This is a genomic window from Komagataeibacter rhaeticus, assembly GCF_003207855.1.
GTDB classification, from domain to species: domain Bacteria; phylum Pseudomonadota; class Alphaproteobacteria; order Acetobacterales; family Acetobacteraceae; genus Komagataeibacter; species Komagataeibacter rhaeticus.
In genome coordinates this window covers 1-13,352 of sequence record NZ_NKTZ01000010.1, presented here as the reverse complement: position 1 = coordinate 13,352, position 13,352 = coordinate 1, and the positions used below count along the sequence as shown (strand labels likewise).

General features: G+C 68.6%; 17 protein-coding genes. 14 read left to right on the top strand and 3 right to left on the bottom strand.

The window, feature by feature from the left end; genetic code table 11:
- Positions 1–33: 33 nt before the first annotated feature.
- Both CFR78_RS10495 and CFR78_RS10490 read left to right on the top strand, forming a co-directional pair.
- The gene (locus CFR78_RS10495; RefSeq protein ID WP_007398462.1) at positions 34–429 is read left to right on the top strand and encodes a terminase small subunit-like protein; all 396 of its coding nucleotides are present in this window, start codon (positions 34–36) and stop codon (positions 427–429) included.
- Complete coding sequence (locus CFR78_RS10490; RefSeq protein WP_034931410.1) at positions 413–1,726, top strand: phage terminase large subunit; 1,314 nt, start codon at positions 413–415, stop codon at positions 1,724–1,726. Before CFR78_RS10495 ends, CFR78_RS10490 begins: the two co-directional genes overlap by 17 nt.
- A 69-nt stretch (positions 1,727–1,795) precedes the next feature.
- Here CFR78_RS10490 and CFR78_RS10485 read toward each other — a convergent pair whose 3' ends face one another.
- The gene (locus CFR78_RS10485) at positions 1,796–2,458 is read right to left on the bottom strand and encodes a DUF2726 domain-containing protein (protein WP_240471424.1); all 663 of its coding nucleotides are present in this window, start codon (positions 2,456–2,458) and stop codon (positions 1,796–1,798) included.
- Between the two features lie 127 nt (positions 2,459–2,585).
- On the opposite strand from CFR78_RS10485, the gene CFR78_RS10480 reads away from it, so the two are divergent.
- Positions 2,586–3,998 (top strand): portal protein, encoded by a 1,413-nt coding sequence (locus CFR78_RS10480; protein WP_034931407.1) that lies wholly within the window; start codon positions 2,586–2,588, stop codon positions 3,996–3,998.
- Between the two features lie 24 nt (positions 3,999–4,022).
- Positions 4,023–4,520 carry a phage scaffolding protein gene (locus CFR78_RS16740; RefSeq protein ID WP_034931405.1) on the top strand — a complete coding sequence of 166 codons (498 nt, stop codon included), beginning with the start codon at positions 4,023–4,025 and terminating at the stop codon, positions 4,518–4,520.
- Positions 4,521–4,691: 171 nt separating this feature from the next.
- On the opposite strand, the gene CFR78_RS10470 is transcribed toward CFR78_RS16740, so the two are convergent.
- The gene (locus tag CFR78_RS10470) at positions 4,692–4,877 is read right to left on the bottom strand and encodes a hypothetical protein (RefSeq protein WP_110581115.1); all 186 of its coding nucleotides are present in this window, start codon (positions 4,875–4,877) and stop codon (positions 4,692–4,694) included.
- Here CFR78_RS10470 and CFR78_RS10465 point away from each other — a divergent pair.
- From CFR78_RS10465 to CFR78_RS10430, 9 genes are all read left to right on the top strand, one after another.
- Positions 4,876–6,228 (top strand): DUF4043 domain-containing protein, encoded by a 1,353-nt coding sequence (locus CFR78_RS10465; RefSeq protein WP_110581114.1) that lies wholly within the window; start codon positions 4,876–4,878, stop codon positions 6,226–6,228. The genes CFR78_RS10470 and CFR78_RS10465 overlap by 2 nt on opposite strands.
- 82 nt (positions 6,229–6,310) lie before the next feature.
- Positions 6,311–6,859: a hypothetical protein gene (locus tag CFR78_RS10460; protein ID WP_051672003.1), complete on the top strand. Its 549-nt coding sequence runs from the start codon at positions 6,311–6,313 to the stop codon at positions 6,857–6,859.
- Positions 6,859–7,509 carry a hypothetical protein gene (locus CFR78_RS10455; protein WP_007398469.1) on the top strand — a complete coding sequence of 217 codons (651 nt, stop codon included), beginning with the start codon at positions 6,859–6,861 and terminating at the stop codon, positions 7,507–7,509. Before CFR78_RS10460 ends, CFR78_RS10455 begins: the two co-directional genes overlap by 1 nt.
- A gap of 108 nt (positions 7,510–7,617) precedes the next feature.
- The gene (locus CFR78_RS10450) at positions 7,618–8,487 is read left to right on the top strand and encodes a recombinase family protein (protein WP_034927986.1); all 870 of its coding nucleotides are present in this window, start codon (positions 7,618–7,620) and stop codon (positions 8,485–8,487) included.
- 198 nt (positions 8,488–8,685) lie between these two features.
- A complete protein-coding gene (locus CFR78_RS10445; protein WP_110581113.1) occupies positions 8,686–10,170 on the top strand; it encodes a phage tail protein in 1,485 nt (494 codons plus the stop codon).
- 64 nt (positions 10,171–10,234) lie between these two features.
- A complete protein-coding gene (locus tag CFR78_RS10440; protein ID WP_034927992.1) occupies positions 10,235–10,666 on the top strand; it encodes a hypothetical protein in 432 nt (143 codons plus the stop codon).
- Positions 10,667–10,676: 10 nt separating this feature from the next.
- A complete protein-coding gene (locus CFR78_RS10435; RefSeq protein WP_034927995.1) occupies positions 10,677–10,988 on the top strand; it encodes a hypothetical protein in 312 nt (103 codons plus the stop codon).
- A gap of 14 nt (positions 10,989–11,002) precedes the next feature.
- Positions 11,003–11,161 (top strand): hypothetical protein, encoded by a 159-nt coding sequence (locus tag CFR78_RS16280; RefSeq protein WP_156953843.1) that lies wholly within the window; start codon positions 11,003–11,005, stop codon positions 11,159–11,161.
- The gene (locus tag CFR78_RS10430; protein ID WP_051672004.1) at positions 11,154–12,437 is read left to right on the top strand and encodes a hypothetical protein; all 1,284 of its coding nucleotides are present in this window, start codon (positions 11,154–11,156) and stop codon (positions 12,435–12,437) included. Before CFR78_RS16280 ends, CFR78_RS10430 begins: the two co-directional genes overlap by 8 nt.
- A gap of 55 nt (positions 12,438–12,492) precedes the next feature.
- Here CFR78_RS10430 and CFR78_RS16625 read toward each other — a convergent pair whose 3' ends face one another.
- The gene (locus CFR78_RS16625; protein ID WP_258366054.1) at positions 12,493–12,624 is read right to left on the bottom strand and encodes a hypothetical protein; all 132 of its coding nucleotides are present in this window, start codon (positions 12,622–12,624) and stop codon (positions 12,493–12,495) included.
- Between the two features lie 124 nt (positions 12,625–12,748).
- Between CFR78_RS16625 and CFR78_RS10425 the strand changes: the two genes are divergently transcribed.
- On the top strand, positions 12,749–13,261 hold the full coding sequence (locus tag CFR78_RS10425) for a hypothetical protein (RefSeq protein WP_258366053.1): 513 nt from the start codon (positions 12,749–12,751) through the stop codon (positions 13,259–13,261).
- Positions 13,262–13,352 lie beyond the last annotated feature (91 nt).

Sequence of the window (13,352 nt, the reverse complement as noted above, 5' to 3'; positions counted from 1 at the left end):
CATAATGGCATAACCACGCAACGGAGGGCGGCGATGCCCGAACCCGCTGGCCCGTCCCCCCGGCGTGGGGCCTACAGCCGCAGGCTGGCCGATGAAATCTGCGCCCGCCTGAGCAATGGCCAGAGCCTGCGCGCCATCTGCACCGACCCTGCCATGCCGCACCGCGCCACAGTGCTGCGCTGGCTGCATGCCAACCCCGAATTCCGCAGCCTGTATGCCCTGGCGCGCGAAGCGGCGGCCGATGCGCTGGCGGAAGAGATCGTGAGCATTGCCGACCGCGCCACCGGGCGTGACGACGTGCCCGCCATAAAGCTGCGCATGGAAGCGCGCATGTGGGTGGCCACCCGCCTGCGCCCCACGGTCGAACGGCGCGCCGAACCCGCACCCGCCATTACCATTGCCATAACGCCCGATGACACAGACCTTTAGCCTGACCCCGGACCAGCGCCGCGCCAACCGGCTGCTGGGCAGTGCGGCCACCCATATCCTGCTGCGCGGCGGCGCGCGGTCGGGCAAGACGTTCGTGCTTGTGCGCGCCATGGTCATCCGGGCCTTGCGGGCGGGGGGCACGCGGCACGGCATTTTCCGCCACCGGCTGAACGCGCTGCGGGCCACGGTCGTGGCTGATACGTTTCCCGCCGTCATGCGCGCGTGCTTTCCCACTGTTCCGTGGGCGCTGTCGCGCACCGACTGGACGGTGGAACTGCCCAACGGGTCCAGCATCGTGTTTGGCGGGCTGGATGATGAAGAACGCACCGAAAAGATACTCGGGCTGGAATTCGCCACCGTCTACCTGAACGAAGCCAGCCAGATCACCTATGGCGCGCGCAACATGCTGCTGACGCGGCTGGCACAGAAAAGCCCGCTGGCGCTGAAGGAATATGTCGACGCCAATCCCCCCACCACCAGCCACTGGCTGTACCGCGTGTTTGAGGAAGGGGTGGAACCCACATCCGGCACGCCACTGGACCGCGCGCGCCATGCCACCATGCAGCTTAACCCGGCGGGTAACCGCGCCAACCTCTCGGCGGAGTACATGGCCCAGCTTGCGGCCCTGCCCGAGCGGGAACGCAGGCGCTTCATGGAGGGCGAATACCAGCACGCGGTGGATGGCGCGCTGTGGCGGATGGAGGATTTTGCCCGCGCGGCTGCCATCACCCCCGCCACGCGTGGCGCCATTGCCGCGCACATGCGGCGGATTGTGGTGGCGGTGGACCCGTCGGGCTGTTCGGGGCCGGAAGACATGCGATCGGACGAGATCGGCATTGTGGTCTGCGGTGTGGATGCCGCCGGGGCGGGTCATGTCCTGGCTGACCTGTCACGCCGTGACAGCCCGGCGGGCTGGGCGCGCGCGGCATTGCAGGCGCAGGCGGACTGGGGGGCGGAGCGGATTGTGGCCGAGCAGAATTTTGGCGGTGCGCTGGTGGAGGCAACCCTGCGCGGCCTGAACCCCAATGCGGCACTGACCATGGTCAGCGCCAGCCGGGGCAAGGCCGCCCGCGCCGAGCCGGTGGCCGCGCTGTATGAACAGGGGCGGGTGACGCATCACGGCACATTCGCGGCGCTGGAGACGCAGCTATGCCAGTTTTCCGCCAGTGGCTACCATGGCGCGCAGTCTCCCGACCGGGCGGATGCGCTGGTCTGGGCGCTGAGTGACCTCATGCTGGCCGCCCCGCCCGCGGCCCCCGCGCGGTGGGTGCCCACGCGGTTCAACATGGGGCGGTAGGCCTGCGTGAACTGTAAAAGGTTTCTGGGTGCCACCCTTTTTCAGGAAGGCCGTCTTACTGCTGGGGTTTCAGGCCATCACGTCCGCAAAATACCCCGTTACGTCCACCCGCTGCCCCGGCACAACATGCAGCAGCGGTATGCCGACCTGTGCAAAAGCGGCGTTGACCAGCCCGTCACGGTACTGGCGCTCGGGCAGGTCATGGGTGCTGTCATCCAGTTCCACGCCCAGGAGCACATGGCCATCGCCTTCGCGGATGATGAGGAAATCCACGGATTTGGAGGCAATCTTGTAAAACGCCCTGCGGTTGGCATCCGCATCCGGGCCGCGCGGCACGATGAAATCCGCCAGCCTGACCTGCGGGCACACCAGAACGCCCGGCGGCACCTGACCCGTCAGGCTGCGCAGCACCCGGCATTCCCACGCGCTCAGCAGGGGGTGGGGCTGGTACAGCCGCACCGCCCAGCCGTAATCCGCCATGGAAACAGGCACGCTGAACCCCGCATCCACCGGCGCATCCGCCGGGGTGTCCCCCACGGGTTCCATAACGGCATCCGGCACGGGGGCAGGGGGCCTGCGGGGCAGCGTGCGCGGCTCCACCCGCATGGGGCGGCCTGCGGGGCGGGGGCTGACCGGGGCCGGGCCGCGCAGCATGCCGCGCACCCCCCAGCCCAGCACAAGCAGGCCCACGACAACTTCCACCATACCCATCAGCATGGGGGGCGCACGCATTGCATAAGGTTCTCTCCAGTTAACGGGCGGCAGACTGTCTAGACCAGTCCGTACGTTTTTTCACCTATAAAAACAGCAGGTAGAGACAGCCTGCATCCCCTTGCCCACAGCAGCGGAGCATGACAGCATGGACTGGCAGGAACTCAGCCTAACCTACCCGCGCGACCCGGACCTGCCCGTGCGCGCCCACCGTCTGGCGGCACTGGCCCGCGTGCTGGATGGCACGCAGTACGACGCCATTCCCAACCCCTTTGGCCGCGAATATAACGGGGCGGGGGAATACATCCCGCTCTCAGCCCGCAGGCCATCGGTGCGCACCAACATGTGCCGCGCGGTGGTGGATGATGCGGTCTCGCTGCTGTTCGGGGCGTCGCACTGGCCCGGCCTTGTGGCCACCGACCCGCAGCTTCCCGCCATACTGGCGCAACTGGCCGCCGAGACCGCACTCCCCGCCCTGATGATGGAGGCCGCGACCCGCGGGTCCATCGGGTCCAGCGCGGTGCTGGTTGAAGCCGTGGGCCGCCGCCTGCGCGCGCAGCTGCATGATACCCGCTACCTGACCCCGCTATGGGATGGCGCGGGGGATCTGGCCAGCGTGACCGAGTGCTACAAGGTGCGCGGTGCGATGCTGGCCGCACAGGGCTGGCCCATTGGCGCGGATGATGCCGCCAGCGTGTTCTGGTGGCAGCGCGTATGGGACCGGGCGGACTGCCACGTTTACGTGCCGCAGCGTGTGGAGGCCGGGCCGCCCGCACGCATTGATGCCACCCGCAGCACCCATCACGGCCTTGGCTTCGTGCCATGGGTGTGGATGGCCAACCTGGCCGCCCCCGGCGTGGTGGATGGCCCGTGCACCTTTGCGCCCGCCATCGATACGGTGATCGAGTGCGATTACCTGCTGTCCCAATCCGGGCGGGGGCTGAAATACAGCGCCGACCCCCGGCTTGTCATCCGCGCGGGGCCGGACCCGTATGCGGACGGCACGCCCGCCAGCAGCGGGGGCGCGGCCAGTGCCCTGACCCTGCCGCTGGATGGCGATGCCAAGCTGCTGGAAATAAACGGTGATGCGGCAGGCGCCATGCGTGACCATTACCGTGAACTGCGCGCCAGCGTGATGGAGCAGATCCACGGCAACCGCGCGCAGGCCGACAGCCTGGCCGCCCCCACATCGGGCCGTGCGATGGAAATGCTCTACCAGCCGCTGCTGTGGCTGACCGACCGCATGCGGCTCTGTTACGGGGAATACGGGCTGCTGGCGCTGTACCGCATGGCCTGCCGCTTTTCCCATGTCCTGGCCGGTGGGCTGTGCATTGGCGGGCAGGATTATGTGGGGCTGGATGCAATGGGCCTTGCGCTGCAATGGCCGCCCTACTTCCCCGGCACCGAGGGCGAGATCGCGCAACTGGCGCAGGGGCTGGGCCAGGCGGTGCAGGGGGGGTTCCTGTCACGCCAGAGTGCCTGCGCCCTGTTTGCCGCGCGTGCGGGCGTGCCCGGCCCGCATGGCGAATGGGCGCGCATCAATACCGGCAGCCAGACCTGATATTCATTATTACGGAGTAACGACATGACCGCCAGCGTGCCCCCGTCCCCCAACCCTGAAACCCTGCGCCGTGAGATGGACGCCCTGCGTGCCGAGCGTGACGCGGCCCTTGCCGCCCGCACCGCGCTGGAAGCCGACCTTGCCCGCGCCACCGAGCAGGCCAGCACCGCGCGCACCCGCGCCAGCCGTGCCGTCATCCGTGCCGAAGCCCGCGCCATGGCCGCCCGCATGGGGGCGGTGGAACCGGCCGATGTGGTGCGGCTGGTGGACCTGTCCACCGTCACGCTGGCCGAGGACGGCACGCCGCAGGGGCTGGACACCGTGATGGAGGCCGCGCGTGAAAGCCGCGCCTACCTGTTCACCCCGCCCCGGCCCGCATCGGGGGCGGCGACCGGCACCACCGCCGCAGGCCCCGCCCCGCGCGCGGGCGACCCCACCCCGTTCGATGCCCGTACGGCAGGTGCGCGCGATGTGAAGGCCGCCGCCAGCGCGGCGGGCCTGCGCTGGCCGGTGGCGACCTAGAACTGTTGCCGATGCGGCATGCGGGGATGGAACAATAATTAATAAATAAAAGCTTTTGGGGGCCGCCTTTTTTTTAAAAAAGGCGGCATGCTTTGAAGCATCCTGAAAAAATCTTTACCGGCACCTTCCTTATGAAGACCCGTGGGGCCGACATGCCCCACAGGCCACCCTTTACCCGTTCCGCGCCCCCTGATGCCGCGCGGAACCGGCAAGGGGCCTGCGGGCGGCCAGACGTGCCGCATTCCTGACCCGCCACCCGGCCCCTTCATGGCGCAAGCCCGCCATGGCCACCCCTGCCGCCGCCACGCGCCGCGCCTGGCGGCTTTCTTGCGTTCTTTCAAAGGAAATGAACTTCATGGCCATTGCCAATTTCCCCGCCGCCCTGCAGCCGGTCATCCAGCAGGGGTTCCTCTCGCGCGCGTTCCAGGATGCGCTGCAGTCGCGGCTGGGCTTCCGCTCCATTGCCGACCAGATGGAATTCCCCGCCCGCATCGGCCAGACCATTACCGATACCCGTGCAGGGCTCCTGCCGCCGGCCACCACCCCGCTCAACCCCACCGCCAATACCAGCTTCGATAACGGCATGACGCCCGCACAGTGGTCGGTGGAACAGTACACGCTTACCATCAACCAGTACGGCAACACCATGGACCTCAACCAGGTGACCGAGGGCGTGGGCATTGCCAACCAGTTCCTGGCCAATGCCTCCCGCCTTGGCATCAATGCCCGGCAGACACTGGACCGGCTGGCGCGCAACGCCCTGTTTGGCGGCGCGCAGAACGGGGTGGGCGGCTATCTGGGGGGCAATACGCGCGTCACGGCCACGCTGGGGGCGGCGGGTACGGTCGTTGCGGTGGATGACATCCGCGGCTTCCAGAACATCCTGTCCAATGAGGGGCAGGTGGTTGCGGTTGGCGCCAGCAATGGCATGACGGTGACCATCGGGGCCGGGTCCTATACGCTGGTCGGCACCACGGCCGATGCGGCCAATACCTCCACCGCGCCCGACGGGGTTTCGGGCACGCTTGTGCTTTCGGGCAATGTTTCGGTCTCCGATGGCACGGCAGGCAACGCGGTCATGGCCGCCACCGCCCCGCTGGTGCTGCGCCCCAGTGGCCGCGCCACCACGGCCGCACTGGTAACGGGGGACCTGCTGACGGTGCAGACCATCCTTGCCGCGCTGGCCACGCTGCGCGACAACAACGTGCCCACGCCCGATGGCGGGGTGTATCACTGCTATCTGGACAATGCGCAGCTGCTGGGCCTGTTCCGCGATGCGGATTTCAAGCTGCTGTATCGGGGCCAGTACGGGTCCGACACCTACCAGACCGGCCAGATCTTCGACCTGCTGGGCGTGCGCTTCATCCCCACTACCGAGGCCCCGCAGCAGGCAAGCCTTGGGGTGGGCGCCATCCACCGCGCGATCATCTGCGGGCAGGGCGCGCTGATCGAGGGCGATTACGCCAATATCGGCACCCATTACGCGCCGCTGCTGGATGGCGGCGAGCTTACGGATGTGGAGGGCGTGTGCATGATCACCCGCCCGGCCCTGGACCGGCTGGCGCAGATCATCGCGCAGTCGTGGTCATGGATTGGCGGCTTTGCGCTGCCCACCGACCTTACGGCCAACACGACGGTCATTCCCACCGCCACCAACAGTTACCTCAAGCGTGGCGTGGTGATCGAAAGCCTGGGCGCGGGTGCCTGACCTTCCGGCGTAATGCCGTGGCGGGGGCGCGACCTGCCGCCCCCCGCCACGGCCCGTCAACCCACATGCAACGGGGGCAGACATGACCGATACCACCACCACGGATGCCACCACGACCGCTGCGGCAGGCACCGCCAGCACACCGGCGGCGGATGCAACGGACGGCAGCACGACGGGAACGGACGTTACCGGCACGGCAACAACTGGCACGGAACCGGCGCCCATGCTGCCCCCCACCGCCGCCACCATGGCCGATACCGCCCTGGTCGAGACCGAACTGGCGCAGGCGCGGCGCTACATGGGCTATCCCGCACTGGGCGGGCAGGACAGTGGCATGCAGTCGTGGCGGTTCTTCCGCGTCTATGGCTTCAATGAATGGCGGCTGCGCAACCTGGCCCCCGCCGAGTGCGCGCAGGCCCGCGCCTTTATTGCCCAGTGCCAGATGCTGGAGGGCGCGATCATGGCGGCAACCGCCAATCTGGATACCGACCGCGCCGCCGTGTGGACCCGCAACCGCAGCGAAGTAACCGATCGGTTCACCCTCTATACCCGCTGGCGGGTGCAGCTCTGCAACTTTCTGGGCGTGCCGCCGGGGCCGGGGCTGCGCGGAATGGGGGAGATCATCATCTGATGGACCACAAAGCCCTGTGCCATCTGGCGGCAAGGGGGTTTGCCGTTGCGGCCACCCGCCTTGGGGCACCCGCCACCCAGTACCGCCCCACCACGCCCGCCAGCCCGTGCGCGACACCCCATGCACGGGTCATGGCGGCGTTCAACAACGACCGTGCCTTCGGCTTTGCCGGTCCCGCGCTATGGGATGTGCCCTTTGTCTTTGCCCTGCTGGACACGGCGGACGTGCAGGCAGGCGATATTGTGACGTGCGGGGCGGAGACATATTTCATCGCGCGTGCCGAGCCGTTCCGCCCGCCCTTGTGCGTGCTGTGCAACGCGGTGGTAACACTCAGCACCACCATGGCCGTGGCGGCGGATGTGGCCGCTCCGGGTGGGTATGCCACATCGGGCGACGTATCGGCCCAGACTGCCGTTGCCACCTTCTGGCCCGCCCTGATCCGCCCCGGCAGCGGGGCCGGGGTGCCGGGGCCGGTGCAGCCGGGCGGCATCCATACGGGCGGGTATGAAATGTTCCTGCCCGCCATTCCCACGCTGAGCGTGCAGCCCGCCATGTGGGTCGATGACGGGGCGGGCAGCCGCTACACCATTGGCGGCGCACGGGCCAGCCCGTGGGGTGTGCGCTGCCAGCTGGGGCGCCAGCAGGTATAGTTGAAAAGCTTTGAAGGACGCCGCCTTTTTGAAAAAAGGCGGCACCCAAAAACTTCTGTTCTTTCTGAATACTTTCCTGCCGGGAAATGACACAGGAACCCGACCAGCATGGCTGATATCGCCACAATTTCCACCGCCATTGCCACGGCGCTGGCCGCCGCCCTGTGCCCCGATGGCACCGCCAGCGGGGCTGTGACCGGCAGGCCACTCATCATCCGCCGGGGAGAACTGACACAGGCCGACCAGGGCAATGCCGCCCACACGCTGCAACAGGGCTGCGACTTCATTGGCATAACCGACCTGCCCGAAAGCTGGACGCGGCTGGATGAACCACTCGGCCGCCCATGGCGGCTGGACAGCCAGACCCCCGCCACCACCAGCATAAGCGTAACCGGCACCACGGCCACCGTATCGGTTGCCGGCGGTGCCGTGCCTTCGGGCACGGTGGGGCTGCGGGTGGGGGGCCTGCCCGGTGTGACCGGCACCGCATGCGGCCTGCATGTGGCGGTGGCGGGCGATACGGCCGCCAGCATCGCGGCCACGCTGGCGGCCAGCCTGCCGGGGGCCACGGCCGTGGGCGCCAGCCTGACAGGACCCGCAGGCTGCACCGTGCAGGCCATCAACGCGGGCACGCAGGCGGCGCGCTGCGTGGCGCGCAGGCAGAGCCAGATGTTTGTCATTACCGCATGGTCGGCCCTGCCCGAAGCACGCGATGTGCTGGGGCAGGCTATAAGTGACGCGCTGGCCCTGACCGACTGGCTGACCGATGCACGGGGTTCCACCTTCCGTATCGAGGCCCGTGCCACCACCAACGACGACACCGCCATGAACCGGGGCCTGTTTTCCCGCCCCGCCCGCTACCTTGTCACGTTTGATACCGACCTGACCCGCGCCGCGCCCGCCATGCTGGCGGGTGGCATTGGCATGGGTGCGGGCATGGTGGCGGGTGACGTGCTGCTCAGCCCGCCTTCCGGATAAAAACGCCTGGAAACAACACTTTAACGAATAAAAGTTTTTGGGTGCCACCTTTTTTCAAAAAGGCGGCGTTCGTCGGGGCTTTTTGAAAAACGCCTCATCCGGAACGTCCTGGCGCCCGCTTTCCCGGCAGTCCGTGAACACCAGCCCGACCCGTTCCGCTCAACACGCGCCAACGCGCCTCAAGGGGAAAAGACCCGCATGACCATCTACCAGTCCGGCCAGCTGAACACCAACAGCCTGAACGTGCCCGACCTGTATGTGCAGATCCTCAAACCGCAAAGCCTTGCGCTCAATGGCGTCTCCACCGGGCGGATCGGCCTGGTGGGCACCGCCACATGGGGGCCGGTGGGCACGCCGGTCATCGTGGGCGCGATGGGGGACTGCCTGTCCGCCTTCGGCCCCAAGCAGGCGCTGGCCAGTGATATCGGCACGGCCGTCAACATCGCCATCATGCAGGGGGCATCCGACTTCCGCTGCGTGCGCGTGACCGACGGCACGGACGCAGCCGCCACCGGCACGCTGGATGGGGTAACGCTTACGGCCATCCACACCGGCAGCGCGGGCAATGCCATCAGTGCCACACTGGCGCAGGACGCCATCATCACCACGAATTATACCCTGGCCATAAGCCACGCCACGCTGGGCAGCCGCAGCTATCGCGGCGCCACATGGGCCGTACTGGCGGCGGCTGTGGCAGCGGACAGCACGGCGCTGGTGCGCGTGGGCCTGCCCACCACCGTGCCCGCGCTGGCGGCAGGCGCGGTTACGCTGGCGGGCGGGGCCGATGGCGCGGCCCCCGCAACCGCCGCCTTTGTCGGTACCGATGGCGTGACCCGCACCGGCCTGTATGCCCTGCGCGGGCAGGGCTGCGCGCTGGGCCTGCTGGCGGGCGTGAGCGACAGCACATGCTGGACCGCGCAGGCCGCCTTTGGCCTGGGGGAGGGCCTGTACATGATTGCCTGCGGCCCTGCGGGCGACGGCATTGCCAGCGCCGTTGCGGCCAAGGCCGCGGCCGGGCTGGACAGCTACGCCGTCAAGCTGATGTTCGGGGACTGGCTGTGGTGGGATGATGATACCAACGGGCTGATGCTGGTGCCGCCACAGGCGTTTGTCGCGGGGCTGCTGGGCGGGCTTTCGCCCGAACAGTCCAGCCTGAACAAGGAACTGTATGGCGTGGTGGGCAGCCAGAAGGCGGGGCTGGTCTCAGGCGGGACAAGCCAGACCTATTCCACCGCCGAGCTTTCGGCCCTGTTCGCGGCCGGGATCGACGTGATCTGCAACCCGGCACCCGGTGGCAGCTACTGGGCGGTGCGCGGTGGCATCAATACCTCCAGCGATGATGTGACCGATGATGACAGCTACACCCGCCTGACCAACTACATTGCCGAAACGCTGAACGCTGGCATGGGCGCGTTTGTGGGTGAGGTGATCGGTACCGCGCTGTTTGGTGATATCCGCGCCGTCCTGCTGGGCACGCTGTCCAACATGGCGGGCAGCGGCATCCTGGCCAGCGCATCCTGGGCGGTGGTGTGCGACGCCACCAACAACCCGCAATCCGAAACCGCGCTGGGCTACGTGCGTGCCGATGTGCAGGTGCGCTACCAGGGTATCAACCGCTTCTTCGTAGTCAACCTGCAGGGCGGGGCAAGCGTGACGGTCAGCACCGCCACCACCGCCAGCTAGGCCCCGCCTTACGGGCCGCCCTGCCTGTGGCGGCCCTTTTTTCCTTCCGCGCATGGAGTGATGAATGTCCACCAAACCCTTCAATATCGGCCGTGACTGCCGCGTGGTGCTGGTCTATGACGGCAGCCGCGTCGACCTGCCCACGGTAACCGGCTTCAACGCGCAGCAGCGCACGCACCAGCTTGCCTCCAACCCGCTGAACGACATGCCGCTGTTCTATGACGTGCCGGGCGGCTGGGGCGGGCAGTTTACCTTCCAGCGCGACAGCGCGGGGGCGGATGACCTGTTTGCCGCGATTGAAAGCGGCTTCTGGTCGGCGGGCACGGTGGTGCTGGGCAGTATCTACCAGTACGTGACCGAATGCGATGGCACGCTGAGCACGTACGAGTTCATCGGCGCTTCCCTGCAACTGTCGGATGCCGGGCGCTACCAGTCCGAAACGCTGGTGACCCAGACCATCACGTTTACCGCGCGTGCGCGCAGCCGCGTATCGTAAGGGGGCGCGCATGACGGAACAGACGGTAAAAACCGGCGATGGCCGCACGCTGACGTGGCGTGAGCGGGGACCGGGCGATGTGCTGGCACTGCTGGAATTCGGCCCGGCCAGTCCCACCACGGCGTGGATGGAATACGCGCTGATGGTCAGTTCGGTAGAGGCGATAGACGGCGTGCCCGTGATTCGCCCGGCCTCGCGCCTCCAGCTTGAGCAGCTTGCCAACCAGATCGGCAATGCCGGGATTACGGCGCTGTCGGACGCCATGTTTGGCGCGGAGGCGGCAGGCGGGGCGCAGGCGGAGGAACTTGCCGCAAAAAACTGAGCCGGCACCCCGTCGTGATCGAGGTCGCGGCCCTGGTTGCGAACGGGGTGCCGTGGAGTGTGGCCATGGACATGCCGCGCGTGCGGCGCATGGCCTTTCTGGTAGCGTTTGGGGAGCTTGCGGGCGGGCGATATGACTGGAATGCGCGACAATGGGAAGACCCCGATGGCTGAATGCCGCCAGGCCACGAAACGCCTTGTGGCGCGCCTGCGCGCGGGTGGGCGCGTGGTGATCCCGCGCCCGCGGGGGGACGTGGCACCGGGCGTTGCCGCGCTGTCGCGCCTGCTGCGCGCGCGTGGCCGTATGGGGGCCATCCCGCCCCATGTCGCCCGCCCGCCCGCCATGGTGGCCGGCATGGACGTGCCAGCGCCTGTGCCCCCTTCCGCGCCACCACCCGCAGCGGATAGCGGGGTCAGGCCCCCGCCCGTGCGGAGCGGGCAGGGGGGCGGCACGCCCGGCCGGCCTGTTGCCCCGGCGGCCCGGATGCCCGCCATGCGGCCCGGAAGCGGGATCATGGGCGGGAAAGGCCCGCGCGGGCCCGTAGCCAATGGCCCGGGCGGCATGCCACGGCCCACGGGGCGGCTGGCCAATGTGCCCGCCAGCCCTGCTGCCGCCATATCCCGGCTGGCCCCTGCCATCAGGGGGCCTGTCCGCATGGCGGCGTATCCATCACCGCCCGCACTGCGCCGGGACGGGGCAGGCAGCCCCGGCCGGGCGCGCAACGATGCAACGCCCCCGCTCCCGCCAGTGCCTGCTGCCGCTGCCCTGCCGGTTGGCCTGCCGGCAGGGGGGCGGATGCCGGGCCGCATCGCCTTTCCCGTACCCGGCGCGCAGGGGGCGGGCGGGCGCATGGCCCTGCCGCCCCGTCATGTAACGGGTACGGACATGGGCAGGCAGGGGAAAGACGATGGTGCGGTGCGCATCCCGCCATTACCCGCCATGACAGGCCGGTTGGCCATGCCACGGCGCAGCGCGGCCAGCCTGCCCGGCATGGCGCTGTCTGACATGGCGCCACCCGGCATGGCGCCACCTGACATGGCGTCGGGGTCTGTACAGGTGCGGCACCTGCCGCCGTACCGGGCGGTCTTGGCCTCTACCCCGCCACCCGCAGCCCTCCCGGCGGCGCATGCCATGCTGCGCGCGCGCGACACGCTCCGGGCGTTCAGGCCGCAGCGCGCGCCCGCGCGTGGCATGGCGGGCAGGCCGCCCTTCATCAGCCCGCAGCCACCCGGCGGCGGCCATGCCGCCCCTGCGGCCCCACAGGCAGGCGGGGCAGGTAATGGTCCCGTCGTGCAGGTGACGATCCCGCTTACGCTGGACCGGCATGTGCTGGGTCAGGCCATGGCCCGGATCGACACCAGCCGCGCGCTGCATGAACACCGCGCCACCGGTACGGCGCCCGACACCCTGCGCCACGCGCAGCTGCCCGGCCGCTCCATCGGGGCATGAACGCGCCGGGTCCCGCCCGCACCGCAGGCAGGCCCGGCTGTAAACATTGCGCAGATCACCCGCCGGGCGGGGCGCCAGGCAGCATGCGGGCGGCACGGACCGCCCGCCGCAGGCAGGTCAGCCTGTAGCCGCCGGGCACATCACCTGCCAGGTGGCGCGCCAGACCGTGCATGGGCGCGTGGAGCATGTGCCGCGCGCACGGGTGTCATCACGCCAGTCCCATCGCCTGTGTCGGCCGGAACGCCAGATGGCGCATCGGGCACGGACCGGCCGCAGGGGGCGGCTTTTCTCAACCATGGCGGAAACAACACATGTCCCTTGCACTCATGAATGCCCAGACCGCCATCGGGTCGGTCGGGCGGCTGTGGGCGTCCGCCCCCGTGACCATTGGCGGGCTGACCCTGACCGGCATGGAAGTGCCCCGGCTCATCCGCGATGGGGGCGGCCAGCAGGTGGCGGTCCATCGCCTGCCCGGTGGCAACCGCATTCTCGACGCGGTGGGCAACGACCCCGACCGGCTGGAGCTGGAGGGCACCTTTGTCGGCCCCACGGCCCTTGCGCGCGCGCAGGCGCTCAAGCAGATGCGGGTGGCGGGCACGCCCGTGGCCTTCAGCGGGGCCGGGCTGTCGCTGGTGGTGCGGATTGTCCAGTATTCCTATGATTACCAGCACAAGGGCGTGGTCATTCCCTACCGGCTGGTGCTGGAACAGCCCGCGCAGGTGGCGGCCAGCCAGTCGGGCACCACATCCGCCCTGTCCGCGCTGATCGGGGCGGACGGGGCTTCAGAGGTGGTCCCGTCCGTTCGGACAGTTTTGCGGGCTTGATAAGCTATACCCGGTTGTTGTTATGCCGCCCTTCTGACGGCGTTGCTGTTGGCCATCTGGTCCGGGGTTAACCCCGGACCAGATGGCGTCG